At 46.7% G+C, this 25,493-nt stretch carries 23 protein-coding genes; 14 read left to right on the top strand and 9 right to left on the bottom strand.

The features are described 5' to 3' along the window. Genes lpxC through ruvC form a run of 5 tightly spaced genes read right to left on the bottom strand, consistent with a single transcriptional unit; the run spans window position 1 to window position 4,012 of the window. Window positions 1-909, bottom strand: coding sequence for a UDP-3-O-acyl-N-acetylglucosamine deacetylase (lpxC, locus tag ACM64D_RS04110; RefSeq protein ID WP_415061913.1), 909 nt, complete (start codon window positions 907-909; stop codon window positions 1-3). A 22-nt stretch (window positions 910-931) separates the two neighbouring features. Then, window positions 932-1,936 (bottom strand): asparaginase, encoded by a 1,005-nt coding sequence (locus ACM64D_RS04105; RefSeq protein ID WP_415061912.1) that lies wholly within the window; start codon window positions 1,934-1,936, stop codon window positions 932-934. Window positions 1,937-1,938: 2 nt separating this feature from the next. Next, complete coding sequence (gene ruvB / locus ACM64D_RS04100; protein WP_415061911.1) at window positions 1,939-2,931, bottom strand: Holliday junction branch migration DNA helicase RuvB; 993 nt, start codon at window positions 2,929-2,931, stop codon at window positions 1,939-1,941. Further along, window positions 2,928-3,509, bottom strand: a complete 582-nt coding sequence (ruvA, locus tag ACM64D_RS04095) for a Holliday junction branch migration protein RuvA (protein WP_415061910.1) — start codon at window positions 3,507-3,509, stop codon at window positions 2,928-2,930. The genes ruvB and ruvA overlap by 4 nt, the downstream gene beginning before the upstream one ends. Continuing rightward, the gene (gene ruvC, locus ACM64D_RS04090; protein ID WP_415061909.1) at window positions 3,506-4,012 is read right to left on the bottom strand and encodes a crossover junction endodeoxyribonuclease RuvC; all 507 of its coding nucleotides are present in this window, start codon (window positions 4,010-4,012) and stop codon (window positions 3,506-3,508) included. The genes ruvA and ruvC overlap by 4 nt, the downstream gene beginning before the upstream one ends. Before the next feature lie 75 nt (window positions 4,013-4,087). Between ruvC and ACM64D_RS04085 the strand changes: the two genes are divergently transcribed. From ACM64D_RS04085 to ACM64D_RS04065, 5 genes are all read left to right on the top strand, one after another. Then, on the top strand, window positions 4,088-4,957 hold the full coding sequence (locus ACM64D_RS04085; protein WP_415061908.1) for a tetratricopeptide repeat protein: 870 nt from the start codon (window positions 4,088-4,090) through the stop codon (window positions 4,955-4,957). A gap of 56 nt (window positions 4,958-5,013) precedes the next feature. Next, window positions 5,014-5,580, top strand: coding sequence for an elongation factor P (efp, locus tag ACM64D_RS04080; protein WP_415061907.1), 567 nt, complete (start codon window positions 5,014-5,016; stop codon window positions 5,578-5,580). 77 nt (window positions 5,581-5,657) lie between these two features. After that, entirely contained in the window at window positions 5,658-6,710 is a 1,053-nt protein-coding gene (locus ACM64D_RS04075; protein WP_415061906.1) for a hypothetical protein, read from the top strand. After that, window positions 6,707-10,675, top strand: coding sequence for a translocation/assembly module TamB domain-containing protein (locus ACM64D_RS04070; RefSeq protein WP_415061905.1), 3,969 nt, complete (start codon window positions 6,707-6,709; stop codon window positions 10,673-10,675). Before ACM64D_RS04075 ends, ACM64D_RS04070 begins: the two co-directional genes overlap by 4 nt. Next, window positions 10,675-13,488: a POTRA domain-containing protein gene (locus tag ACM64D_RS04065; protein WP_415061904.1), complete on the top strand. Its 2,814-nt coding sequence runs from the start codon at window positions 10,675-10,677 to the stop codon at window positions 13,486-13,488. The genes ACM64D_RS04070 and ACM64D_RS04065 overlap by 1 nt, the downstream gene beginning before the upstream one ends. Before the next feature lie 3 nt (window positions 13,489-13,491). Here ACM64D_RS04065 and ACM64D_RS04060 read toward each other — a convergent pair whose 3' ends face one another. Next, window positions 13,492-14,142, bottom strand: coding sequence for a hypothetical protein (locus ACM64D_RS04060; protein WP_415061903.1), 651 nt, complete (start codon window positions 14,140-14,142; stop codon window positions 13,492-13,494). A 132-nt stretch (window positions 14,143-14,274) separates the two neighbouring features. Continuing rightward, entirely contained in the window at window positions 14,275-14,553 is a 279-nt protein-coding gene (locus ACM64D_RS04055) for a helix-turn-helix domain-containing protein (RefSeq protein ID WP_415061902.1), read from the bottom strand. A 198-nt stretch (window positions 14,554-14,751) separates the two neighbouring features. On the opposite strand from ACM64D_RS04055, the gene ACM64D_RS04050 reads away from it, so the two are divergent. The 5 genes from ACM64D_RS04050 to ACM64D_RS04030 all read left to right on the top strand — a co-directional run bounded on the left by ACM64D_RS04050 (window position 14,752) and on the right by ACM64D_RS04030 (window position 19,805). Further along, the gene (locus ACM64D_RS04050) at window positions 14,752-15,525 is read left to right on the top strand and encodes an acyl-[acyl-carrier-protein] thioesterase (RefSeq protein WP_415061901.1); all 774 of its coding nucleotides are present in this window, start codon (window positions 14,752-14,754) and stop codon (window positions 15,523-15,525) included. Further along, window positions 15,522-16,055: a DOMON-like domain-containing protein gene (locus ACM64D_RS04045; protein WP_415061900.1), complete on the top strand. Its 534-nt coding sequence runs from the start codon at window positions 15,522-15,524 to the stop codon at window positions 16,053-16,055. The genes ACM64D_RS04050 and ACM64D_RS04045 overlap by 4 nt, the downstream gene beginning before the upstream one ends. A gap of 94 nt (window positions 16,056-16,149) precedes the next feature. Then, entirely contained in the window at window positions 16,150-17,658 is a 1,509-nt protein-coding gene (locus ACM64D_RS04040; protein WP_415061899.1) for an MmgE/PrpD family protein, read from the top strand. Between the two features lie 140 nt (window positions 17,659-17,798). Further along, entirely contained in the window at window positions 17,799-18,701 is a 903-nt protein-coding gene (gene prpB, locus ACM64D_RS04035; RefSeq protein ID WP_415061898.1) for a methylisocitrate lyase, read from the top strand. Window positions 18,702-18,785: 84 nt separating this feature from the next. Further along, window positions 18,786-19,805, top strand: a complete 1,020-nt coding sequence (locus tag ACM64D_RS04030) for a lipoate--protein ligase (RefSeq protein ID WP_415061897.1) — start codon at window positions 18,786-18,788, stop codon at window positions 19,803-19,805. Here ACM64D_RS04030 and ACM64D_RS04025 read toward each other — a convergent pair. After that, the gene (locus ACM64D_RS04025) at window positions 19,802-20,725 is read right to left on the bottom strand and encodes a universal stress protein (protein ID WP_415061896.1); all 924 of its coding nucleotides are present in this window, start codon (window positions 20,723-20,725) and stop codon (window positions 19,802-19,804) included. The two genes, ACM64D_RS04030 and ACM64D_RS04025, sit on opposite strands and share 4 nt — an antisense overlap. A gap of 211 nt (window positions 20,726-20,936) precedes the next feature. On the opposite strand from ACM64D_RS04025, the gene ACM64D_RS04020 reads away from it, so the two are divergent. The 3 genes from ACM64D_RS04020 (at window position 20,937) to ACM64D_RS04010 (ending at window position 23,598) form a co-directional block, all read left to right on the top strand. Further along, the gene (locus ACM64D_RS04020) at window positions 20,937-21,686 is read left to right on the top strand and encodes a hypothetical protein (protein ID WP_415061895.1); all 750 of its coding nucleotides are present in this window, start codon (window positions 20,937-20,939) and stop codon (window positions 21,684-21,686) included. Beyond that, window positions 21,683-22,198, top strand: coding sequence for a hypothetical protein (locus ACM64D_RS04015; protein WP_415061894.1), 516 nt, complete (start codon window positions 21,683-21,685; stop codon window positions 22,196-22,198). Before ACM64D_RS04020 ends, ACM64D_RS04015 begins: the two co-directional genes overlap by 4 nt. A gap of 233 nt (window positions 22,199-22,431) precedes the next feature. Further along, window positions 22,432-23,598 (top strand): bifunctional 2-methylcitrate synthase/citrate synthase, encoded by a 1,167-nt coding sequence (locus tag ACM64D_RS04010; RefSeq protein WP_415061893.1) that lies wholly within the window; start codon window positions 22,432-22,434, stop codon window positions 23,596-23,598. 37 nt (window positions 23,599-23,635) lie between these two features. Here the strand turns inward: ACM64D_RS04010 and ACM64D_RS04005 are convergent, their stop codons facing one another. Next, entirely contained in the window at window positions 23,636-24,214 is a 579-nt protein-coding gene (locus tag ACM64D_RS04005; RefSeq protein WP_415061892.1) for a hypothetical protein, read from the bottom strand. A gap of 108 nt (window positions 24,215-24,322) precedes the next feature. Between ACM64D_RS04005 and ACM64D_RS04000 the strand changes: the two genes are divergently transcribed. Beyond that, the gene (locus ACM64D_RS04000) at window positions 24,323-25,393 is read left to right on the top strand and encodes an alkaline phosphatase D family protein (RefSeq protein WP_415061891.1); all 1,071 of its coding nucleotides are present in this window, start codon (window positions 24,323-24,325) and stop codon (window positions 25,391-25,393) included. Window positions 25,394-25,493: the final 100 nt, after the last annotated feature.

Below are 25,493 nucleotides of genomic sequence, written 5' to 3'. Positions count from 1 at the left end.
TTAGACGGGAACGGTCCAGCCTGTATAACGCTGAACTTCTTCAGAAACGTCGGCGCCAAGTTCGACGTGGCGGTAACTGGTCGGAGAGTCCCAGATTTTTCGGACGAGTTTATTCATAATATCGTGACCGGCTTTATAAAGAACAACGTGTCCCATCAGTGGCATTTCTAAAGTGACGAGGTCGCCTAAGGCGTCCAAAGCCTTGTGACGAACGAATTCGTCGGCCCAGCGCAACCCTTCAGGATTAACGACATTATCGCCATCAAGAACGATGCAGTTCTCTAGGCTGCCACCTTTTGCAAGGCCGCGTGCTTTTAAGGCTTCTACGTCTTTGAGAAAGCCAAAAGTTCTCGCTCCGGCGACATCACGCCCGAAAGATTGTTCGTTGATGTCGATATCAATCGTCTGCTTGCCAATTCGAGAGTGAGGAAAATCAATGGTCACCGTGAGGCGTAAGCCGTGATAAGGAACCACATAGGCGTGTTTTTCGCCTTCACTGAAATAGATCGGCTCTGTGATGTAACAATACTTTCGCGGCTGATCTTGTTCAACAATACCCACGGCCAACAAGGCATTTAGAAAATCACGGGCACTGCCGTCGCCAATGGGAATTTCAGGTCCATTCAGTTCGATAAAGAGATTATCTATACGCAAAGCCGACAAAGCTGACAGACAGTGTTCGATGGTCGCTACTGAAAATGCCCCACCACCGATGGTCGTTTGATGTGAAGTAGCTTGAACGTTCTTAGCAGAAACCTTCAAAGAAGGAGTCCCCGGCAAATCAGTGCGAATGAAGTAGACACCACTGTCAGGGGGCGCGGGTCTAAAAGTAAGAGTGCAGGGATCCCCGGAGTGAATCCCAATTCCATCGACAACAGTTTTTTTACGAATGGTTTTCTGTAAGAACATACTTAGTTAGACTTTACTCCAACTAAGTCCCCTTCGCAATGCGCATCTGCCCGACCACGTCTCCGCGCCAGTTGGTTACTGACGGCATCGTGTATTTCGCGAGCGCTTTAAACTCTGCCTCATTAAGCCCACCGAGTTGGAGTAATAACGAAGCTGCGGCCACCTGAGCCGCACGCCCGGCTCCGTCAGAGGCCTTGATTGCGAAGGCGACTCTTTTTTCTGGCAAGACTCCACAAAAAACCCCCTCGGCCCCACCCTTGACGATGGCGCGTCCCTGTGACTTTTCAATCACAGCTGTGGTGAAATTGTCACTGCCAGACACATAAAACGGAAAGGCCTTTACCGCTCGCAAAATACGCTCGCAAGCGGCTTTCCGCGCGGGCGTCTCTTTCGGATTAATAAAGGTCGACATCCCTGTGGCCATTGCTTGCAAAGGAACGGCGTAAGTGGGAATGCCACAGCCATCAATGCCCGCAGCAACCTTTGAGTGGTCGACCCTCATCGTCTCGGTCAGAATTTTACGCAGTCGTTTTTGAGCGTTGTGTTCGTACTTTTCATAACCGGCAGGGTCTTCTCCCAGATGCAAACAAGTTGTGATCAGTGCTGAATGTTTTCCGGCACAGTTATTACAAAAAACCGTCGGGCTTTGCCCGCGACGAATCATTTCATGAGAGCTCGTTTCATCCAAAGGCAGATGAGGACCACAGATATAAGACGACTCTTTAATTTGAACTTTTTCCGCCCACTGCTGAAGCGCTTGCAGGTGATCCTTTTCCCCGCGATGGGACGCGCAAGCCAAAGCGATGTGTTTATCTTCCAAACCATACTTGTCGGCAGCGCCGGATTCTATCAACGGCAAAGCTTGGAGCATTTTAATCGCACTTCTTGGCAGAGTCAGAAATTGAGGATTCCCCCAAAAATGAGTGACATTGCCAATCTCATTTACAACCACTGCCATTACCTGATGAAGGCTTTCCACGACGGGACCCCTCAACACCTCAACAACCAAAGGCTGTCTAGACGCCATATTTATCTCTCCGAACTTAGTACTGAATTCTTCGCATACTCAGTGATGACACGTCCTCGCTGAGTTTTTTGTATGAAGCCCTCTTGAATCAAGAACGGTTCATAGACCTCTTCCAGTGTGTCTCTCTCTTCACTGAGGGCCGCAGCTATTGTATCAATGCCAACGGGGCCTCCGTTATACTTTTCTTGGATCAGGCTCAAAATACGACGATCCATTAGATCCAGACCAAATTGATCCACGCCTAACTGGTTCAGAGCATAAACGGCGATTTCTTTATTGATGTTCCCATTGCCTTTAACTTGAGCATAATCCCGAACTCGCTTCAAAAGCCTGTTGGCAACACGAGGAGTTCCCCGCGAACGGCGAGCCACTTCTTCCGCCCCCTCTTCGTCCATTTTCACTTTGAGAATTTCAGAGGATCTCATCAAAATCTGCTGAAGAGCATGCTTATCATAAAACTGAAGTCGTTCAACAATTCCAAATCGATCTCGAAATGGAGGATTGAGCAGACCCGCGCGAGTTGTGGCTCCCACCAAAGTGAAAGGTGCCAACTGAAACTTCATCGAACGCGCCCCCAACCCCTCACCCGTGACGATGTCGATATAATAATCTTCCATGGCCGTATAGAGATACTCTTCGACATGACGGCTCAAGCGATGAATCTCATCAATGAACAAAACTGAGTTCGGCTTAAGCGAAGTGAGAACCGCCGCCAAGTCACCTTTTTTGTCGATGGCGGGTGCCGACGTCATTTTGATCTCAGCACCCATATCATTGGCGATGATCTTCGAAAGAGTCGTTTTTCCCAATCCAGGAGGGCCACACAACAAGACATGATCCAAAGGTTCACCGCGGTGTTTTGCCGCCGCCACAAAGACCTTAAGTTTTTCTTTCACATCATCTTGACCGGGAAAGTCCGCGAACTTTTGCGGACGCAGTTCATTTTCCCAACTCTTTTCACCTTCAATCGGATCGCCCTCTAAAATGCGACTCATGATAAGCTCCCAGAAAGAGTTTGCAGTCCCTTACGAACACCCTCTTCCAAGGACATCTCTGTCGGCAACGTCGCGACGAACTGATCGACCAATTGAGATTTGTAACCTAAATTCAACAAAGCGGAAGTGATTTGTGTGTGAGCTTCAGAACGACCTTTGATTGTTTCTTCGATCGAAACCAATTTCCCCTTCAAAGTCAGAATGATCTGTTCGGCGGTTTTTTTGCCGACCTTAGGAAGACCTGACAAGGCCTTCGCGTTACCGGCTTCGATCATCTCTTGAATTTGTGCCGGACGGCCACCAGACAAAATGCTCAAGGCCATTTTCGGGCCCACACCATTGACCTTCAATAAGGATAGAAACAGATTTTTTTCTTCTTTAGAGTGAAAACCAAAAAGCTGTAAAGCATCTTCGCGAACGTGGGTGTGCACCCACACAATGATGTCCTTCCCTAAAAGGGCTTGCAAATCTCCTAGAGTATTTGAGGACGCGTGAATTTCATACCCCACCCCTTGCACGTCAAGCAATGCGGCATCACTTAAAACTTCAATAATTTTTCCACGCAAATAACCGATCATAAACTTACCGCTCTCTCAAGAATAGATTTCTTCTTCAATTCAAAAGCATGATGACAAGCCATCGCCAAAGCGTCGGAGGCATCAATGCGATTGATCACTTTGATATTTAAAACAGCTTTTAAAATAGCCTGCACATCTTCTTTGGAGGCGCCTCCGCTGCCCGTCACTCCTTTTTTTACAACTCGTGTTGCATACTCAAAGACATCCGAACCGCCAAGCCCTGCTTCGTACATCACCACACCCCGGGCATGGCCCAGCTTAAAAGCGCTGTCGGCATTTTTTCCTAGAAAGATCTTTTCGATCACCACTTGATGAGGCTTGTATTTTTCCATGACCTCGCGAAAGGCTGACCCTAGCTCTTTCATCCGCAATGGAAAAGCGTCTTCCGCATTCAACAAAATCACTCCGTGATTGATATGCTCAATCCGCCCGTTCTCAACACGAACGACGCCAAAACCTGTAATGCGGGAACCGGGGTCCACCCCAAGAATCGTCAAGGACATTAAAACTCCATCTGTCGTTCCTATTTGAAGCTGAACCTATTGCTTAGTCAATGAATCTGCTTTAGAATTTCCATCATGCGCTTTGAGCAAAAACTAGAGCCAAGCGGCTCACGGAATGGAAATACGAATTTAATGAAGATTGACGCCAGCACCGTTGAAAAATACCAAATGATTCTTGAGAAAGATCCCAACTCTCAGGTTTTTGCTCCTTTGGCAGAGGCTTATCGCGAAATGGGAATGCTTTCTGAGGCGCAAAAAACAGTGACTGCGGGCGTTCAACGCCATCCGCAATTTGTCGGCGGACTCGTTACTTACGCCAAGGTGATGCGCGACCTAGGACATCTCGGAAAAGCCTTGGAAACCTTGAAGAGAGCGACTTCTCTGGCTCCAGAAAATATTTTGGCTCATCAGCTTCTGGCCGAGGTGCAGCTCGCCAACAAGAATCCGAAGGATGCTCTCAAAGCCTTCAAAATGGTCTTATTTTTAAATCCCAACTCGAAATCAGCCCAAAAAGCTGTTCAGAAATTGGAATCCCTGACTGCGGATGAATACGATGAAGAGGTTTTTGCGATGACAAAACTTCCTGAGGTTCATCTCGACAAGGCACCTCCGGCGCCGCCCAAACCGGAAGAGGCTCTTGTGGTGAAGCCGCTTCCAACCACCCCAAGTAGGGCCATGGAGCGCATGCTCTCCCTCATTGATGCCTTTATTGTACGCAATGACCTTGAAAAAGCTCATGCGTTACTAAAGGACACCCGCCTGGAGTTTGGGGATCATCCTGAGATCCAAAGACGCATGAAAACCCTTCAGGTTCGCTATAATGATTCTGACGAAGCCACTCCCCTGCGCCCTCTTCAACCTCGTGAACAATTGATCCGCGAACGGAAGATTGAAGTGCTCGAGATGATGCTTCGCAAAATTGACGAGTACCGAGCCCAAGGTTGACCGCCGACATTTGTTTGAGCGAATATAGCTTCCTGTATTCAGGAAGGATTTAAACAATGTACGAAACGTCGGATTTTAAAAAAGGTCTTAAAATCATGATCGAGGGGAAACCCTACGTGATCGTGGATTTCCAACACGTGAAGCCTGGAAAAGGCAACCAATTCACTCGCACGAAACTTAAAAACATGCTGACTGGCCAGAACTTGGAATCAACTTTCAAATCTGGTGAGAAATTTGAAGTTCCCAACGTCGAAAACAAAGAAATGAGTTTTCTTTACAAAGACGACAGCGGCTACAATTTCATGTCTCAAGAAACTTTTGAGCAAATCGCGATGTCAGAAGATGACTTGGGTGATTCCAAGTACTACCTCACTGAGAACCTTAAAGTTGTGATTTTGTTCTACAACGAAAAAGCTGTTGCTTGTGACGTGCCAAAAGCCGTCAACCTCAAAGTAGAAAAATCCGATCCAGGCATCAAAGGGGATCGCGTCACTGGAGCCACCAAGCCTGCAACAATGGAAACAGGACTTGTTGTGAACGTTCCTTTGCATATCAACGAAGGCGATATGCTTCGTATTGACACTGAGTCTGGTGAGTACGTCGAGCGCGTCAGCCAAAAGTAGTTGACGCATCGTATTAAGTCTCCGCAACCACTCAATTTTATCGCAAAATAAGAGGGATTAGGTCGCGGAGGCTTTTTTTGTCCACGTATATTGAGTTGGAAATTCAGAATTTACTCAATGAAGTCGAAGATCTCGATGAAGTGGGCGAACGTGTTATTCAAAGTCTGGAGTCTTCTCCAGAGCACTTCACTCTTGATAACATAAACTCTCTTGCCCGCTTTCTTATTCAGTCCCAACATCCTCTCAAACTTGTTCATTTTGTTCTTCGTTATATCGACAACGAAAACTTTCCCATTCCTTGGCCCTACTTTTTAGAAGCCCTCGGACTGGTCGGCAAAGAGCTGGATAACAAAACTTTAAAGGCACTGATTGAGGGCATTCAAGAAGACAACGCCGAAGCCGAAGCGGCACGTGCGCAGTCTTTGAATAAATCCATGACAGAGCTGGGCGAGTGGCGCAGTAATCGAAAGTACAAAATTCATAAAGACTATCTGAACAACAAACGACTTTTGTTGGATCAACTGATCACGCTGCGCACTCAGCAGCTTTATGAACAAGAGAAAAATCTTCTTTCTCGTTTGCAGAAGCTCTATCCCGGCGATTCTGAAATTCGCAGCGAAGTGAGCGAGCACAAACAACGTTATGCGCTCGAGATTCTTCAGCGTCGTTCTCCGAAAGCACGCGCGCAGACTTCGGAAGACTTTTCCCCTAAAGATCCCGCAGTTGAAAACGCACTACAAGCCCTTGTGCAATCCATGCATGAACATGCTGAGCAACGCCCAGAATTGGCGATGGACTTCGCCATTGCTGCCTTTATGCTTGAGGCCTATGAAGCCGCTCTGTCGCTCTTGTCATACAGCGAAGAAGAAACGACCTCGCTGCTATGGCTTCGCCTGGAGATTCTTTTGAAGTGCCGTCGATTTGTTGAAGTCCTTAGCGAACTTTCAAAAGTGGAAGTTCTTCTGGCTCACGAACCTGAGACCTTCTTTGCCACCGCTTACTTGCGAGCTCAAGCTCTGTGGGGCTTAGGACAAAAACATACCGCCATTGAAGTTCTCGAAGGCCTGATGGCCGCGCGCCCTCATTACCGGGCCGCCTCCGCTTTGTTAAGTATTTGGAGCGGACAATGAAAAGAGCCTTTTGGATTTTAATCACTCCTTTGGCCGGCTTTCTGGTGCTTTGGCTTTTGGGCTCGATGTTTCTTGGACCTCGAATTGAAAAGTGGACCTTAAAGCAGATCCAAGACTACTCGGACACATCCCTCCCCGTCAGCATTCGGGCGGAAAGTTTACATCTTAAACTTTTCAAACCTTCTTTAGCTCTTGAGGGCCTGCGCCTGCAAACTAAAGGCGAACTTAGTAACGCTGTTAAAGAGATTCGCATTGGCAGCATTCGTGTCTTCGTCGACTTTTTTCACCTGTTGAGTGGCCGAGTCACGCTGTCTGCGGTCGTGGTTGATTCTCCGGAAGTGGAAATAAATATTGATCCCTTTATCGAAAAGGATACTCCTCCTAAAGAACTCCCCATTGACCTGATTTTCGCCCAAACAGAAAAGCTTCCCCTGCAGCGAGTGTTTTTGCAAAATATCCAGCTCAAGGTCACTTCTGAAAAACTTAAACTTCAGTCTGAAATAAAAAGCGGCGACCTTTTACTCACAAACATGGGTAAAAATATTACCGCCAAAGCCAGCGTCCCCTTGCTCAGCATTGGACTGGGAAATTTTGGCAACTTCCAAGGTTCTTTTGACACCCATCTTTATCTCACTCGTCAATCTTTGCGCATCATCCAACTGGGAGTGCGTCTTGATGAGTCCGAACTTCTCGCCCGGGGGGAATTGACTCGCATCAGCCAAGTCATGATCAAACCTTCGGGGCTTTTGGATCTTTCCGCACGAATCAATTTGAATGATCTGTATAAAGAACTCAAAAGAGCACGCCCGGAAATCAGCATTCCTACAATCTCCGGCGAGCTCAACATGGATGGGGAGGCCCGTTTCGATGGCCTGCAAAACTTAAAAGGAAATGCCGACATCAAAACTCGCGCCTTGATGGTCGATAAATTTGAACTTGGCGACGCGCGCATTCAGGGAGAGTACAAAAACAAAGTCATCACTCTGTCAGAAATGAAGGTTCTTCACCCCGCAGGAGAAGCCATCGTCACCAAGTCACAAATGACCCTGAACGGAAGTTTTGACTTTAAAACCAAGGTCACCGTACCTAATCTGGATCTACAAAAGCTTTTTCACACCTTGGATCTTGCCAACATTCCGGTGGGAATGGAGCTGAACGGCGAACTTCCCTGCGAGGGACATATTTATCCCCTGTTCCAAGTCACTTGCTCCAACGCCTCCCTGGCGGCACGGGATATCTGGGTAAAATCGGAAAACAATAAAAACGGCACCGCCATCTTGGATCTCGAAGCCATGAGCGCCAGGGGTCAAGTTCAAGTCAGCACAGAATCTGTGAGTTATGCGGCCGCCCTGACTTTAGGTTCTAGCAATGGCAGCAGCGATGGTGTGATTGATTTTTCCAAGGGTTTCAAAATCAATTTCAAAACCAAGAAGCTGGATCTCAAGGATGTCAAAAATCTGGCGAAGCTCAAGCTGCAGGGTTCAACAAGCATTGAAGGCTCCACGTCCGGAGACTCCAACGCCGCGATCTTCGACATGAAGTTGAATGCGCGAGATTTCATCTTTGAAGACTTTGCTTTGGGAAACTTAATTACAACTTTAACCTATCGCTCTGGAAATCTTTTCTTTGACGACATCGCTGGAGCTTTGAATAAAACCCAATACCTGGGGCAACTCAAAGTGGACCTGAATCACGAAACCCTGGCTGGAGAATTTAGCGCCCCCACGGCTGATCTGAATGACATCGCCCTGGTCTTTTCCCGCATCTACAAATTCCCCCTCGACGTTCAAGGACTGGGAGCCGCCAAGGCGCGGGTCAGCGGCCCTTTGAGTTTCTGGAAAATGAATTACAATTTGGAGTCGGCGTTTAAGGGTGTTCTTATCGGCGCTGAAAGTTTCGACCTTTTGAATTTCAATGTCTCTGCCAAGAATGGCAACATCACCGCCGATAAAGTCAGTCTGCAAAAAGCCAACTCTACTTTGATCGTTCAAGGGGGCATTGGCTCTGACCAGATCATGAATCTCTATGCCGATGGTAAAAACTGGAAGCTTGAAGAATCTGACTTCATCAGCAAAATCAATTCGAACATCATCGGAAATCTTAATTTCGCAGCCGAACTCAAAGATCCTGTCACCGCCCCTCGAGTCACAATCAAAGGCGCCATCACCGATACCTTTTTTGAAGAGCAGGAAGTACCTAACTCCAACTTTATTTTAAACCTGACCCGCTATAGCTTCGGCGCCCAACTCAGTCTTTTTGGAGACAAGGTTCAAGGAGAATTCCAACTTCCTTTCGAAAGTGGCAAAGCGCCCTTACTAGTAAAAATGAGAACCAATAACTGGAATTATTCTTCCATCCTTGGTTTGATTGGTGGCGCGAATCTGGCCAGCGAATACACCTCTTCACTCACCGCCTCTGTGGATTTGCGTTCAGATCGAGGTGACTTCTTTAAATCTTCCGGAAAACTTCAAATCGAAAACGTCTCCTTAAAACGCGGCGCCCTCAGTTTTACCAACGAGGGCCCCATTGAAGTGACCAGCGACAATGGTGTCGTGAACTTTAAGAACTTCCACCTCACAGGACCTCACAATAATCTTAAAATCACTGGGGAAAACTTTACTTCGGAAAGACTCAATCTTGCCGTGAATCTACAGGCCGACATGCGCCTGCTTCAAATCTTCACTCCCTTCCTGGAAGATCTTGGGGGTCCCGTCAGCCTTTCGGCGAATATCTCCGGCACCGTCAGAAAACCAGAAATCCTCGGCTCTTTAAACACCACCAATGCTTTCGTGAAAATCAAAGGGTTCCCGCACCCCATTGAAAGACTTTCCAGCGAAGTGGTCTTTTCTCAAAGTAAGGTTCTTATCAACTCCATTCGGGGCCAGATTGCGGGAGGAACTTTGACGGGCGATGGGGGAATTCTCATTAATGGAATTAAAGATCTCCCCACTTCCATTCGTCTTCGCCTTGAGGGCGTGACCTTCAATGTGCCCGATAAGATCCGCAGCAGCGGCAATGCTGATTTACTTTTTTCGGGCCGTTGGTTTCCCTTCACCTTATCTGGCGTCTTTCATGTGAGCAGCGCCTTAGTTGAAAAAGAATTCACTGAGGATGCCGGGGGCGTCGCGGGCATCAAACAAAGTGTTTATCTTCCTAAGTTCATTCGCGAAGGCCACTTTGTACCGGTCGTTCTGGATCTGCAAGTGATCTTGGATCGTAACATCGTCGTACGCAATTCCTTGTTGGATGGAGCTGTGACTGGAAACCTGCAAGTCAAAGGCCCTCCTGAAAATCCTGTTCTTTTGGGTAAAATCAATATCGAAAAGAAATCGAAATTGATCTTTAAAGACAAAGTTTTTGAGGTTCAAAATGGTTTGATCGATTTCCATGACCCCAATGAAATCAATCCAAATTTATATATTACCGCCCAATCCCGCATTGACGACTACGATATTTCGCTCTTGGCACAAGGTCCTTCCAAAAGCATGACCATCCGTCTGGCCAGCGTACCTCCGCTGCCAGAACAAGATATCATCTCTTTGATCGCCTTGGGGGTGACGTCCTCTACTATGGATCAAAATCTTCAATCGCGCCAACAAGCCGAACAGTTGGGTGTTGAAATTGGGGGCGCGGTTTTGGCAAAGCCCATCAGCAAACAGTTGGAAAGCACTTTAGGTCTGAATCTACAGGTGACATCACAGTACGACTCCACTCGCAATATCAGTGTCCCCAAAATCACCCTCAGTCGCCGCCTTTCTGAACGCGTGAAAGTGTCAGGAAGCCGACCTGTGGGAGACACGCAGTCCTATGACTTGAAACTTGAGTACCTCATTAATAGCAATATCACGGCGATCGGGTCCTTTGAAAGTCGCGGGCTTGAAGAGAACACCACACTTCAGACAACCCAACCGGCCTCGCAAAGTATTTTCGGTTTGGATCTTGAGTTTAAGAGGGAGTTTAAATAATGCGTACGTCTTCACCTCTTTTAACTCTGCTCACGCTGACGGCAGCACTCAGTCTGTCAGCGCCCGCCTGGGCCAAGAAGGCACTCAAATATTCGAATCTTCCGATCGAAATGCAGACCGATCTTTTAAAAAGATTTCCGCAGATTGAAAAGGATAAATTGAGTCTCGAACAGGTTGACGAAGTCATTCGCTATCTGCAGCTCAAACCCCAATACGAAAGTATCCGGGTTCTTGATGACGGCAACAGCAACCCCTATCGTCTGGAATTTCTTAAAACACGACGCATTTCAAGCGTGAAGTTTTCTGGCGTAAAAAATCTTTCGAATTCTGAGGTCGAGAATCTTTTGGGCGTCAAGGCGGGGGATGTTTTTGACCAACAAGACTTGATTGAAGGAGGCGAAAAGATTCGCCAAGCCTACAAAGACAAGGGATTTCTCAATACTGTCGTCGACATAGAAATGCCCCCAGAAACTGAAGATCGCGTTGGCATTGCCGTCAAGGTCAATGAAAACAAACAAACTCAGATCAAAAATATTCTGATTCAAAGTGCCAACAATGACTTAAACAAAAAGCTCGCAAAAGAACTCAGTTCTTATGTCAACGACCCCCTTACCGAGGGTTCCTTGGCCGAACTTCAAAAAAAATCGCGCGAGTTCCTGAAAAAGAACCGCTATGTTCGCGCCGATCTGACCGGCCCCTCCACCGAATACAATACCGACGAATCCGAAGTCACCCTCCTCTATCGTTTGGATAAAACAGAAAAGTACACCTTTGACTTCCAAGGCGTTCGTTTCCTGGCAATTCGTGATATCGAAGAGGCTTTGGATCTTGATAATTTCTATTCGGGAAATCCCGCCATCGGCTCAGAGTTAGCGCAAAAAATTCGCAATTACTACCTAGCAAAAGGTTACGCCCGCGTTGAAGTTAAGACGGATGAAAGCGAAGGACGCGAACCCTTCCAACGAAAAATCACTTTCTCAATTGAAGAAGGGCCCCAAATAAAGATTCAAAAGATCTCTGTGAGTGGGCGTTTCAGTAAGAAGGAAAGCTATTATGTGGACTTTATCCAAGAGCACAGCTCTAAACTGATCGATAAAGGCTATTTCAACAAAGAAGATTTGGATATTGGCCTTAAGAATTTAATTCTGGAGCTGCAAAACAACGGCTACCTGCAAGCCAAGCTTCTTTCCACACGCACACAGTATAATAAACAAAAAGATCAGGTGACTCTCTATATCAACCTTGATGAAGGCCCCTTGACTCAAATTGAATCTGTCGATTTCACGGGCAATAAAGACTTCCCAAGCGCACAACTGCTTCAAGTCACGCGACTGCAGGCCGGAGCCCTTCGCTTGGGACAAATTGAAGAGGCCATCGCTCGCCTCAAAGAGTTCTACCGTGAGCGCGGCTATATCGAAATGCTTCTTCTTAATGAGAAAGAGGATCTGGTCACCTACGATGAGACAAACACGAAGGCTTCGTTGAATTTCAAGATTTTTGAAGGTCCCCAGGTTCGCGTGGCCTCCATCATTCTTGAAGGAAATGACTTCACGAAAGACTACGTTATCCAAAAAGAATTGGAATTTTCTGCAGGTGACCTTGTGACTCCTTACAAGGTCGAAGAGTCCATCGCCCGCCTGCAACGCACTGGTTTTTTTAGCTCTGTGGAAATTCGTACTTTGGAAGAAAAAACCAATGTCGCCAACCGGACTGTTCTGGTCAAGGTCAGCGAAAGAGAACCCGGTCTTTTCACTCTGGGCGCGGGAGCCACCAATGAAAGAACACTGACGTTAAGAGGCTACACTGGCGTGGCTTACCGCAATCTTTGGGGAACCGGGCGCGGAGCTTCTTTGCGCCTGGAAGGAAACTACAACGTCGCCGATATCAAATACCTCGAAAGCCGCATTGTCGCGGGTTACTTAGAGCCATATATCTTCGGCTCCCGAGTCCGTGGACGCATCAATATCACCCGTTCAACAACGGTGACTGATTATAACATCCGACAGGTTTCAGAAGTGAATTCCACCACGTACTCTTTAGAAAAAGATTTTACGTCGCATATTTTGGGCACCTGGGACATCTGGTCTTTGGCGACAATTCGAGACTTCGGTATCGACGATCGATATCCTTACCCGACCGTGACCCAAGACATTGCCACCACCGGACCGACGTTGGATCTTGATTTCCGAGACAACCCCTTCAACCCCACGCGAGGAAACTTCACGCGCTGGAGTGCGGAGTACTCCTCCCCTCTCATTGGCAGCACCGAACTTAACGATTACTCGATTGAATACTGGCGCAGCACTTTAAGCTTCACGCACTACACATCTGTGGCAGAGCTACAAAAGCAGCCCGTCGTTTGGGCGAATCAAGTCCGTGGTGGTTATTTAAAAAATCTAAGCGATAAAACCCGCGGAGGAGTTCCTTGGGATAAAAAAGGCTTCACCCTGGGAGGCCAATCGACCATTCGCGGTTATGAAGCCGGAACCCAAGAAGTATTCCCGAACCGTCAAGACTTGGGACTTAGCGAGAGTGATCGAACTTACTATTTAAAATCAGACGCCACTATGTATCTGATCAAATCTGAACTTCGTTTCCCTGTTTACGGAAGCTTGGGAGGAGCGGTGTTTTACGATGGCGGAGCTGTACAAATTCAAGGTTTGGAATTTAGAGATAACTATCGTGATTCTGCGGGCTTCGGGATACGTTACAATACACCCGTGGGGCCTTTGAGTCTGGAGTGGGCTTGGAAGCTTGATGCTCGACCCAACGAAGAACCTTGGCGGTTCCATTTATCTATCGGAACCTTTTAGTGATCACTCGAGAAATCTGGCTCGGCCATTAATGACCGAAGCCAAAGCCACCAACTCTCCGTTTTTGTGAAGAGTAGAAATATGCAAGCCGCGAATCTCCAACTCCAATCGTTCTAGGGACACACGCTCTTTCACCACATGCTCCCGCGACACAAAAATATTTCCTTTGGATCGCCCGCGCACCAAGTCCATCACTTTATCGTACATCATCTGCGTGATTTCTTCGTCTCGCTCATAAAGATCCACCCATTTACGACAGTAGATGTCTTCGATGGTGTAACTTGTGACCTCAAAGAAATTCAAAGTCCTAAAAAACTGGGTGTTCCGAAGGTTATAAAACTCTGCAATATGGCGAGGATGCTCAATATACTCAAAAAGCTTGGGGTCGTGATCGAACTGATAGTATTCCAAGGCTTTATGGATAAAAAACGACGTTTCTTTGAGCTGATGACCGTCCTTGTAGACGTTTTTGCATATACTCAAGTAATCATGAAGTTGATCCGTCACCTCCTCTTGTGTCTGCTGAGGGAGCTGAAGAAAATAAGGAAGATGCTCACTGCTATAGGGCCGTACCGACAAACCCTCTTGCTCAATATAAGAGGACAGCTCTTCACAAAGAGACCTGAATTCTGACACAAGAGAGTGGATAGACAAAGATCCTCCATTAAAAAAGTGACGACAACTCTAATTTAAGGATGAAAGCGATGAGCTCTCGCGAAAAAAAAAGCCCCTTAAAAAGGGGCTTCCTTATTCTATTACGATTGCAAACTTGATCCTAAATTAATCTTAGCGAGCTTTGCTGCTTGCAAATTTGCGGCGAAGATCTTGAGTCACCTCATTGATCGTCGCATTCAAAGTCACTTCAAAAAGGTCATCTGCTGAAACCTTATAAAGTTCACCCAATTTTTTAAGTGCATTAATGGGAGGATGAGAAACTCCTCTTTCCCAGTTAGAAATAAATTGAGGCGTTGAGTATCCCAATTTATCCGCTACGTCTCTTTGAGAAAGACCCGCCAATACACGTTTTTGCTTCAAGAAATCTGCTAACATATTTTTTTGTCTCATGTGAATCCACCTAATAATATTTAAGGATAAACACAACCTCGGGAAGGTGACAAGTATTTATAAACATCACCAAGAACTTCATAAGCTAATATATTATACCTTGTTTGGTGTAAATTACTTTCTGTTTTTTTGCAATTTCTACGTTTGAGATAAGAGTTATTTCATGTTTTCCGGCAGAAAATGTGGGAGCATGATTCCATGAATAACCCAACAAATGCTCCTTGGACTGAAAGCTATAGAATTACAAGTCTGCTCGTGAATCCTCAGGGACATTTAGGACTTTATGGCGCCCTCAACCTCCTTCAGGAGACCGCATGGATGCATGCGGAACATTTGGGTTTTGGAGTTCGCGAAATGGAGTCCGAAGGACTTTACTGGGTCGTCACCCGGCAGACCTTGGAAATGCGAGAATGGCCTCGATTTGGGCAGAACATTACAATTCAAACATGGTTGCGCCCACCGGAAGGTGCCTTCATTACCCGCGAGTTTGCCCTTATCAACGAAGATAAAAAAGAAATCGGATTTTGCTCAACCAGTTGGCTGGCCTTGGATCGCCAAACTAAAAAAATTCTTCCCGCGCAGAACTTGCGCCCCTGGGGGCAAATCGCATATCCCCGCTCTACCGGAGTCAGCACCGAGAAGATTCCCGTAACGGGGAACTACGATAGCTTGGCAAAATACCGGGTTCGAAATTCCGACCTGGATATCAACTTGCACGTCAACAACACGAAATACTCACAGTGGATTTTAGACGCCATCCCCTACGAGTTGCATAAAACTCTGCTTTTAAAATCCTACTCCGTTAACTTTTTGGCAGAAACCCATCTGGGCGATAAAGTTCTTATTGAACGGAGCTGCCAATCCCCTGATGTGGAGTCGTCCGAAAAAGGACAGACGGCTTATCGCGGGGTACGAGCGAGCGATGGAAAAATACTTTTCACAGCTTTACTGAATTGGGAGAAACGGAAGTGACGTCATTATTGGCCTTCAACAACACGGGCACCGCCGCCTCCTTTAAGGTGCAGGCCGAGCTGTTTCAAATTTCCAGCCACACTCTTCTGATTGAATTCAAGCTGCTCGGCCCTCTTGCTCAAGTCGTCTGGCCCTCCCCCGGGGTGATTGAAACTCGAGAGGATGGGCTTTGGAAAACCACCTGCCTGGAAGCCTTTCTTTCCTCGGGTGATCAAAAAAATGACCCCTATTTCGAGATCAACTGCTCCCCCAATGGCAACTGGAATGCCTATTCATTCGGCAGCTATCGCGATGGCATGACTCCCTCTCCCAATATCACCGTGCGTCTGAAGGAGCGAAGCACCGAGGCCAACGAAGCTCACTTTCAAATCGAGATTCAAAATTCTTCTCCCTGGGAAATCAAATCTTATGGTTTGACGGCCGTGATTGAGTTCTCTAACGGAGAAAAAAGCTATTGGGCCCTCCGCCACCCCGGCTCTGCCGCCGACTTCCATGATAAAGCGGGCTGGAACCCTCTCGCGACGCACTGAGCGAATATCCTCCATTCCGCCGGATTCTTGACCCTTTTGACCGCCCAGTTTAGGTTGGGTTGTTTTGTATTTTTCAATCCAGAAAGGACCTTTCATGAAGAAACATCTCGTTCGCGTTTACCCTTCTAAAGAGAAGATTGATCGCAAAGACCAACTTGCTTGGAAAATGGCCGAAATTGCCTCTGACAATGCTCCTATTAAAGCTGACGTTCTTGATATGGTGATCAACCGTATCATCGACAATGCCTCTGTTGCCATCGCAGCAGCCAATCGTCGCCCGGTTGCTTCGGCTCGCGCCATGGCGATTGCTCATCCTCGCAATGGTGGCGCCACTGTTTTCGGTATGCCTAACGATCAGAAATTTGACTGTGAGTGGGCGGCTTGGGCCAACGGAACTGCGGTTCGTGAGTTGGACTTCCATGACACTTTCTTAGCTGCGGATTATTCTCACCCTGGCGATAACATTCCGCCAATTTTGGCTGTGGCTCAACAGATGAACAAATCAGGTAAAGATCTTTTGAAAGGTCTTGTCACTGGTTATGAAATCCACGTCGATCTTGTGAAAGCGATCTGCTTGCATGAGTTCAAAAAAGACCATATCGCTCACTTGTGCCCGGCTCAAGCCGCTGGTATCGGGACACTTCTTGGTTTGTCGACAGAGACGATCTTCCAAGCCATTCAACAGGCAGTTCACGTGTCTTTCACGACTCGTCAGTCACGCAAGGGTGAAATCTCTTCTTGGAAAGCCTACGCTCCTGCTCATGCAGGTAAATTGGCGGTGGAAGCTGTAGACCGTGTTATGCGCGGCGAAGGTGCTCCGTCACCAATCTATGAAGGTGAAGACTCTGTGATCGCCTACATGCTTTCCGGCAAAAACGGAAAATATGAAGTTCCACTTCCAGAAGTGGGTGAAGAAAAACGCGCCATCCTTGAGACTTACACGAAAGAACACTCTGCAGAGTATCAATCTCAAGCGTTGATCGACTTGGCTCGCAAGATGAAACAAAAAATCACGAACTTCGATGATATCGCAAATATCGTGATCCACACGTCTCACCACACTCACTATGTGATCGGTACGGGCGCAAACGATCCGCAAAAAATGGATCCAAATGCTTCACGTGAAACTCTAGATCACTCGATCATGTACATCTTTGCAGTCGCTCTGCAAGACGGCACTTGGCACCATGTGAACTCTTACGCTCCAGAGCGCGCAAAACGCGCTGACACTGTGGCTTTGTGGCACAAGATTTCTACTGTGGAAGATAAACAGTGGACCGCTTGGTACCATGAGCAAGATCCAGACAAAAAGCGTTTCGGTGGCCGTGTTGAAATCACTTTCAAAAACGGTGAAAAGCTGGTTGATGAGTTGGGCGTAGCTGATGCTCACCCTGCAGGAGCTCGTCCGTTCAAGCGTGCGGATTACATCCGTAAATTTGACACTTTGACTGACGGAATTATCACCAAAGAGGAGCGCAATCGTTTCATCTCTTTGACTGAGAATTTGGCTGATTTGAGTGCTGAACAAGTTCAACAACTCAATGTACAGATTCCTATTGATAAACTGCTTAATAATAAACGTGATACTAAGGGGATCTTCTAGATCTTCTTTTTAGACAGCTGTTCTCGGTGACGAGACATCTGTCCTTCCAGAGAGGCCTTCCTGACGGCCATCGTGCCGTCGGGGGATGAAGAGTGGGGATTCTGCGTCCCCGCCGCCCAAACTAAAACGGAGAGATATATATGTTATTCCCCGAACTCACTCCCGCACAAAAACGCAAAAACTTTCGTGACGCTTTAAAGACCGGCAAACTTCTTCAGTTCCCGGGCTCTTGGTCCCCGCTTGTCAGTATGGCGATTGAAAAACAAGGTTTTGACGGTGTTTATATTTCCGGTTCTGTGCTTTCCAATGATTTGGGGTATCCCGACATCGGTTTGACGTCTTTGACGGAAGTCGCTTTGCGCGGCCGTCAAATTTCACGCACGACGAAACTTCCGACGATCATTGATATTGACACCGGCTTCGGTGAACCGATGAGTGCGACTCGCACGGTTCAAGAGATGATCGAGATGGGACTTGCAGGCTGCCATATTGAAGACCAAATCAATCCGAAGCGTTGTGGGCACTTGGATGGCAAGGGACTTGTGACTCGCGAGGAAGCAACTCGCAAAGTCGCTGCGGCAGCTCGCGGAAAGAAATTAGATGAGAACTTCCTTTTAATCGCTCGGACGGATGCCCGTGCGGTGGAAGGTTTAGATAAAGCGATTGATCGCGCGAAAGCCTATATCGACGCCGGTGCGGATTGCATTTTCACTGAAGCGTTGGAAAACGAAAAAGAATTTGAAACTTTCCGTAAGGCCGTGAATGTTCCCCTTTTGGCGAACATGACTGAATTCGGTAAAGGACGCCTTTATACTTATGAAGAGCTTTCAAACCTGGGTTACAACATCGTGATCTATCCCGTGACCACCTTCCGTCTTGCGATGGGGGCCACCGTCAGTGGTTTGACAGAGATCAAGGCCAAAGGCACTCAAGAAGGACTTTTGGATAAGATGCAACACCGTAAGGACTTGTATGCGCTCACTCGTTATGATGAGTACAACACGTTCGATTCGAGCATCTTTAACTTTAAAGTACGCGAATAAGATCGGGAGGCTTCAGGCCTCCCCTCTTCTTTTGTGAATCCGTAAATGAGTCTTTTTTGATTTTCAAAAGGATAGAATATCCCCGTGGCAAAACTTAAAGTCTTTCTCTCTGACAGTTTCAATCCCCATCTCAATCTGGCAACAGAAGAGTGGATCTTTCATAATCTCGATCCTTCTCAACAGGTTTTATTTTTGTGGAGAAATGAAGAAACCGTCGTGATTGGACGAAATCAAAATCCGTGGTCTGAGTGCAATCTCGCGAAGATGAAAACAGATCAGGTGCATCTGGCTCGACGCACGACCGGCGGTGGCGCTGTTTTTCATGACTTGGGCAACACCAACTTCACTTTCTTGTCTCCGAAAGAGTCCTATAAACGCGATAACAACGTCCAGATTATTTTTGATGCACTCAAAAGTTTTGGCATCACCGGCGAAGCTTCAGGACGCAATGATCTTTTGATTCCCTTTCACGATGGCCCCCGCAAATTTAGCGGCAGCGCCTATCGTGAAAAAAAAGATCGCGCCTTCCATCACGGGACTTTGCTCTTGCATGCGGATCTTACTCGCCTTGGCAACTATTTGACTCCCAACCCGAAGAAGCTTCAAGCAAAGGGCAAAGAGTCCGTGCGCGCTCGCGTGGCCAACCTTAACGAAGTGGTCGCAAGCATTCAGCACGACAATATCGTCGAATCTATGGTAGCTTCTTTTGAAAAGTTTTATCATGTGAAGGCCGAGATTGAATCTTTGACGATGACCAGTCTTCAGCAAATCCCTGAGCTGAAAGCCCAGTATGACTCTTTGAGTTCCTGGGACTGGCTTTATGGCAACACTCTCGAGTTCAATCACAAGATGGATGAATATTTGTCGCTGGGCTTCTTTGATTTTCAGTTTCAAGTCGAAGAGGGGCTTATCAAAGATCTTAAGATCTTCACCGACTGCCTTTATCCTCAAGTGATTGACGATATGACCAATCAGTTGCGTGGCAAAACCTATCGCAGCGAAACCGTAAAGAGTGTTTTCTCGTCACTGCGTGAAAGATATTCTGACATTGCTGTCGGACTCAGCGAACTGGAAGAGTGGCTTTGTCGACAGATTGAGATCTAAGAGCGCACGACGACCACAGGAACGGGTGAGGAAAGAATGGCTTTACGAGCCGTACTCCCTAAAAACGCCTTTACAACTTTATTGCGACTGTGCGTTCCCATGACAATGAGCTGGAAGCCTTTGCGGGCTTCTTTCTTCAAAGAGTCCTCCAGATACTCAGACTCGAGTATCAGATCCGCAACAACCGAAACTCCCTGGCGCTCGAACTCGGCTTTTCGTTTATCCATGGATTTTTTCGCGTCGGCCTTCATCTCTTCAATCACCTTATCAAAAGAAAATGGGACGTAACCCGTCATATAGACGTTTTCCTGCATGCGACGAATCTGATCCCCGACAGAATGGAAAAGCAAAACCTTCACACCCAACTTCTTGGCGAATTGTATCGCGGTTTTTTCAGCACGTCGGCTGGACACCCTCAGATCCGTTAAAACCAAAATGGGCATTTTCTTTTTAAAGTTGGTTTTAAACTCCAATTCCTGGGCCTCGGGACCTAAAACCATTACCGGAACCTCCGCGTTTCTAAGAACCTCCTCGGAAACACTTCCTAGAAAAAGTTTTTTGAGTCCGCGCAGCCCTTGCGTACCCATGACAATCATTTCAGGACGAGGAGAACTTTCCATGCGTTCTAAAATCACCTCTAAGGGAGCTCCTGCGACCACATCAATATGCACGTGAACAGGCAAGGCCGACAGCTCCTCGGCTAATTGAAGCTCGTGTTCTTTTCTTTTATCCGCCAGTTGTTTAATCTTTTTTTGTGAGTTGGCTCGAAAGTTCATTTCTTCGATATACAGATATTCGACGTCGCTATTCCATTGCTCTGCATAGTCACCAGCCAACTTTCGCAACAGACGCGATCTGCGGCGCCCTTTCTCCGTCGTATTTCCTGCATCGTCCAACAACAGAAAGTTTTTTTGTGCCATGAAACCCCCTTGCCACAAATGAGCTTCTCGAAGAGAGCCCACGCCAGCAATGAGAATAGGAGGCTTTTGCTAGACTACAAATAGCGCAAAGAAATAGAGCGAAAGTATTTAGCTGGCGATTTTGACAGTTCTTTTAATTCGTATTGCGTCAAGTGACCACTAGCGACTTCTGCTTTTGTATTTTTGACGATATGTTGATAGAAAGTTGTTTATGTCACTTAAGTACCTTTTTTTGATTTCCCTACACTACCTCCCTGCATCGGCTCATGCTGTTACTTGCTCTGCGGATGAGTATCATGTCAGATCCCATTTTAGGAATAGCTACACCCGATCAGATGGAACCTTCATTCGAGCGACTCAAGTTACGGCTCACTGCCGGAAGAGATCACTGGGGGCTGACTACTTCTTAAAAATGGTGCGAGATGGACGCCCACCACATTGGCCTCACAACGTTGAAGCAGTAAATAGATGGAGTGATGCAGATAAAGAGCAAGTGATCGAGGCTCTGGAGGGGCTCCCTGAAGAACTCTTGAGTAATAATATAACAGGTATCTACCGTATGAGGAAATCGAAGGATCACCCTAATCCAGCAAGCAATGGAGGTAGGATGATTGTATTATACGATACGGCCTTTTCTAGTAAGATAGGCACCCAGCGTATTATGGCGCATGAGCTAATTCATCAGGTCTATGTGGATTTACCAGAACGAGAGCGGCAGGACTATCGTCGAGCTGCTGGCTGGGCGTTGGAAATGGAGACCGACGGAAATCTATACTACTATGGCCGTAAAACAGGTTACGTGGAAGAAGACGGTAAAATTTCTCCAGAAGAGGATTATGCGAATAATATGGAGTATTTTATCTTTTCCCCTGATAAACTAAAAACGATAACCCCCAATGCCTATGGTTGGTTTAGTAAAAAGTATGGAGAAAAACTCAAACTGAAAGGGAATAAAAAATGAAATTATTTATGCTTATCTCTCTTTCGTTAATTGTTGGCTGCGCGTCCCCCTCCGTCCAAAAGACAAATAGAGTGTCGTTAGAAAATTTGCGCTCTTTGGCTGTTGGAAAAACGTCCGAGAAAGAGTTTACCGATATTTTGGGTTATTCAAATGATCGAAGTGAAAAAGATGGCTATTATACATTGAATTACTACGATCAAGAAACCCAGGCCCAAAGAATTTCCGCAAACTTTAGTAAAGATTCCAAAACCCTTATGGGATATATATGGATACCTGCGGAGGGTGAGAATGAAATCACTCTAGAGGGAGCAAAAACTCGCTTCCAAAAAGTTGAATTTAAAGAAGAGGTTGTTCCAAAAGGTGATGGCCATTCTCAGACCGAGATAACCATCTATAAGGATGTAAAATCAGGAACTCTTATTCGATATAACAAAACTTACCGTCTTGTAGAGGCCATTGGCATGTACGACGTAAATAGCAGAGTTCCAGCCACAGCTCCCAAATCTCATTAATAAATTCCCTACGTAATCCCTCGGGGTCGACGAAACTCTTATCTTGCAGCCTAAGCTGAGTGGGCAACTTGGCTTTGTCAGTCAGAACCGCTTGTTTCAGGTGGTGGCGCAAAGCGGGATTCGCTTAAAAAGTTGACCGCCTCCGGGGGGCCAGGCTAGCTTGAGCCATTACTTTATAGACATATTACGCATCGCAATGCAAAAAGGTACGGCGTACCTTAAGAGGAGGACAGATGGCAGAGTATATCAATCCAGATTACGTTCCAGAACCGGAGAAGATGAACGTTAAAAAAGGTCTTGAGGGAGCCGTTATTGATACGTCCTCTGTCTCTAAGGTGAATCCGGACACGAATTCATTGATCTATCGCGGTTACCCTGTTCAGGATTTGGCAGAAAACTGCTCATTTGAAGAAGTGGCTTACCTTCTATACAATGGCGAACTTCCCAATGCTTCTCAGCTTGCGGACTTCACGAAAAAAGAGCGTGGCTATCGTGAGATTTCAACGACATTGTTGAATGTCATCAAAGCTCTTCCACAAAAATGTCATCCTATGGATTCCATCCGCACGGCCGTTTCTTTCCAAGGCTGTGAAGATGCTCGAATTTGGGATTCCTCCCCTGCAACAGATATGGATAAAGCGATTCAGTTGTTGGCAAAAATTCCAACAATGGTCGCTGCTGACTACCGCTTCAAAAAAGGTTTGGATTTCATTCCTCCGAAGGCGGATCTATCTATCGCAGAAAACTTCTTCCACATGTGTTTTGGAAAAGTGCCACAAAAAGAAGTTGTAAAGGCTTTTGATGTTTCTTTGATCCTTTATGCAGAACACAGCTTCAACGCTTCGACGTTCACAGCGCGTGTTGTGACTTCCACTCAATCGGATCTTTACTCTGCCACTGTCGCAGGTATCGGCGCCCTGAAGGGACCTCTTCACGGTGGAGCGAATGAACAAGTCATGCACATGATGATGGAAATCGCAGACCCGGCGAAAGCAGAACAATGGATGATTGATGCTTTGGCGCAAAAGAAAAAAGTCATGGGCTTTGGTCACCGTGTTTACAAGTCAGGGGACTCTCGCGTTCCAACCATGAAAAAGTATGCGCAGGTGATGGCTGATGTGATCGGCGATCAAAAATGGATGCAGATGTACAATTCATTGGAAAAAGTTATGGTAGATAAGAAAAAAATCTATCCGAACCTCGATTTCCCTGCTGGCCCTGCTTACTATATGATGGGTTTTGAGATCGACTTCTTTACTCCGATCTTCGTGATGGCTCGTACAACGGGCTGGTCTGCACACATCATGGAACAAGCGGCGAACAACCGTATCATCCGTCCTTTGAGCGAGTACGTAGGTTCCGCACAAAGAAAAGTGACTCCAATCAGCGAGCGCAAATAGATGAATGAAAAAGGGGCTTTTTAAAAGCCCCTTTTTTTTATTTATTCTTGGCAACCGTGATAACCTTCTGATCAAAGAGCACCCGCTCTTTGTTGTACTGAGCTACCAACTCATGGATCACTTGAGCTTGGCGCTGATCTGAACTGACAAATTCAAAACTGGATTTCGTGGCCGGAAGAGCGAGTAAATAGTCGCTCTTTCTGATCATGCTTTGAAATTCAAATTCACGAAGCTTCTTAAAACCACCATTTTCCCGACGCATTTTAAACACCGTGGTCATGGCTTTTAAATGAGCCATCATGTCTTGAGTATAATGTCTCTTCATCCCATCCACATCAATGTCCTTGCTCCATCTTTCAAAGCGTCCCATCGACGAAACCTGCAAAAGATCCAAGGCTTGCGTATCCAACCTCTCGGCCCACTTTTTTGCGGCTTGCATGTTCCTTTGAAACTCAAATCGCTTGCCGAGCCTTTGAACAGGGACGCCGCTTATTGGCTGTCTCGTTGTGAGATTGCGGTGCTGAAGTCCCACTAATGAGAGTTCAGTCGCTAAAATCGCCAACCCCACAAAACAAACTGCACTTATTCTGGTAAACCACTGCATTTTCTTATTCATAACTTTCCTTTAATACAAGGCCCGTGCCGTGTTTCAAAATGAGATCGAAAAAGTTTGCCAAAGCCATTGAGGTCGAATGAAATAAGAAAGATTTTAAAGAGAGGCTCTATGAAGAAAACCTTGTTATTAGCATTGCTGCTCGTGGCTTGCGCCCAAACTCCGAAAAATGCCGAGACTCCGAAAACAGGGCTTCCGGTTACAACCTATGTGTCCACCTTCCCCTCTCGAGGCATCGACTATTCGGCCACGTTAACAAAAGTCGCCTTTAGCTCTTGCGCCAATCAAGATCAACCGGAGCCCCTTTGGAAAGATATCGCCGCGGCTCAACCCGATCTTTTTTTATTTATGGGGGACAACGTCTATGCCAGTCATCCGTCCCAACAACCCATCGCAGATCAGTATCGTAAATTGGATTTGATTGCAGACTATCGAGCTGTTCGCGAAAAAATCCCTTTTATGGCAACCTGGGACGATCACGATTTCGGACAACGAGATGGTGGAGCTGATTGGTCAGGAAAAGATAGTGCCCGCCGCGACTTCCTCAACTATTGGACTTACGTACGCAACAGCATCCCCCTAGAGCAAGGTGGGATCTATCACGCAAAGATCATTGGGCCTAAGAAGAAATCCGTCCAGATCATCATGCTGGATACACGCTACTATCGCAGTCCCTTGAAAGAGCGTCCTGGCTACGAGGGAAAAGCCTATGACTACGAACCTCAGAACGAAGGCACCATCTTAGGAGAATCCCAGTGGCAATGGCTGGAAGAACAACTGAAGCGCCCCGCGGACGTTCGCTTCGTGGTCAGCAGCATTCAACTTGTCGCCAATGAGCCTAAGTACGAAAAATGGGACAACTTTCCTCGCGAGCGCCAGCGTTTTTTTGATTTGATAAAAAAGACCCGAGCAAAAAATGTGATCGTCCTCAGCGGGGATCGCCATCTGGCTACGATCGCCAAGGTGGACCTTAAAGGTTATGGTCCTCTCTATGATATTACCGCGAGTTCTATCAATCGCGCCAATTCCTATACAGATACAGACAGCCACTATCTTGGCCCCATCTACAGCAAAGAAAATTTCGGCCTCGCAACGATTGATTGGGCCAAGAAAATGATTCACGTCCAAGTTCGCGGTTTTAACAATGACGTGGCAAATTCTGTCGACATTAAACTGAAGTGATCCAAAACTGATCCCTCTGACTGTGTATACGAACCTAAGACCTCGCTCTGATTTGGGCGAGGTTCGGACCTCTGACCTTGTTTCTTGTATTCAGGAATGA

This window comes from Bdellovibrio sp., assembly GCF_047637665.1.
Taxonomy (GTDB): Bacteria; Bdellovibrionota; Bdellovibrionia; order Bdellovibrionales; family Bdellovibrionaceae; genus Bdellovibrio.
The sequence above is the reverse complement of the archived record's forward strand: the minus strand, read 5'-3'. Positions and strand labels throughout refer to the sequence as shown.

Coding starts and splice junctions, on each gene's coding strand:
- ruvA (WP_415061910.1), bottom strand. CDS start 3,509: ATGATCGGTTATTTGCGTGGAAAAATTATTGAAGTTTTAAGTGATGCC.
- ACM64D_RS04065 (WP_415061904.1), top strand. CDS start 10,675: ATGCGTACGTCTTCACCTCTTTTAACTCTGCTCACGCTGACGGCAGCA.
- ACM64D_RS04040 (WP_415061899.1), top strand. CDS start 16,150: ATGAAGAAACATCTCGTTCGCGTTTACCCTTCTAAAGAGAAGATTGAT.
- ACM64D_RS04055 (WP_415061902.1), bottom strand. CDS start 14,553: ATGAGACAAAAAAATATGTTAGCAGATTTCTTGAAGCAAAAACGTGTA.
- ACM64D_RS04085 (WP_415061908.1), top strand. CDS start 4,088: ATGCGCTTTGAGCAAAAACTAGAGCCAAGCGGCTCACGGAATGGAAAT.
- ACM64D_RS04005 (WP_415061892.1), bottom strand. CDS start 24,214: ATGAATAAGAAAATGCAGTGGTTTACCAGAATAAGTGCAGTTTGTTTT.
- ruvB (WP_415061911.1), bottom strand. CDS start 2,931: ATGAGTCGCATTTTAGAGGGCGATCCGATTGAAGGTGAAAAGAGTTGG.
- ACM64D_RS04070 (WP_415061905.1), top strand. CDS start 6,707: ATGAAAAGAGCCTTTTGGATTTTAATCACTCCTTTGGCCGGCTTTCTG.
- ACM64D_RS04020 (WP_415061895.1), top strand. CDS start 20,937: ATGTCACTTAAGTACCTTTTTTTGATTTCCCTACACTACCTCCCTGCA.
- ACM64D_RS04050 (WP_415061901.1), top strand. CDS start 14,752: ATGAATAACCCAACAAATGCTCCTTGGACTGAAAGCTATAGAATTACA.
- prpB (WP_415061898.1), top strand. CDS start 17,799: ATGTTATTCCCCGAACTCACTCCCGCACAAAAACGCAAAAACTTTCGT.
- lpxC (WP_415061913.1), bottom strand. CDS start 909: ATGTTCTTACAGAAAACCATTCGTAAAAAAACTGTTGTCGATGGAATT.
- ACM64D_RS04000 (WP_415061891.1), top strand. CDS start 24,323: ATGAAGAAAACCTTGTTATTAGCATTGCTGCTCGTGGCTTGCGCCCAA.
- ACM64D_RS04025 (WP_415061896.1), bottom strand. CDS start 20,725: ATGGCACAAAAAAACTTTCTGTTGTTGGACGATGCAGGAAATACGACG.
- ACM64D_RS04015 (WP_415061894.1), top strand. CDS start 21,683: ATGAAATTATTTATGCTTATCTCTCTTTCGTTAATTGTTGGCTGCGCG.
- ACM64D_RS04105 (WP_415061912.1), bottom strand. CDS start 1,936: ATGGCGTCTAGACAGCCTTTGGTTGTTGAGGTGTTGAGGGGTCCCGTC.
- efp (WP_415061907.1), top strand. CDS start 5,014: ATGTACGAAACGTCGGATTTTAAAAAAGGTCTTAAAATCATGATCGAG.
- ruvC (WP_415061909.1), bottom strand. CDS start 4,012: ATGTCCTTGACGATTCTTGGGGTGGACCCCGGTTCCCGCATTACAGGT.
- ACM64D_RS04010 (WP_415061893.1), top strand. CDS start 22,432: ATGGCAGAGTATATCAATCCAGATTACGTTCCAGAACCGGAGAAGATG.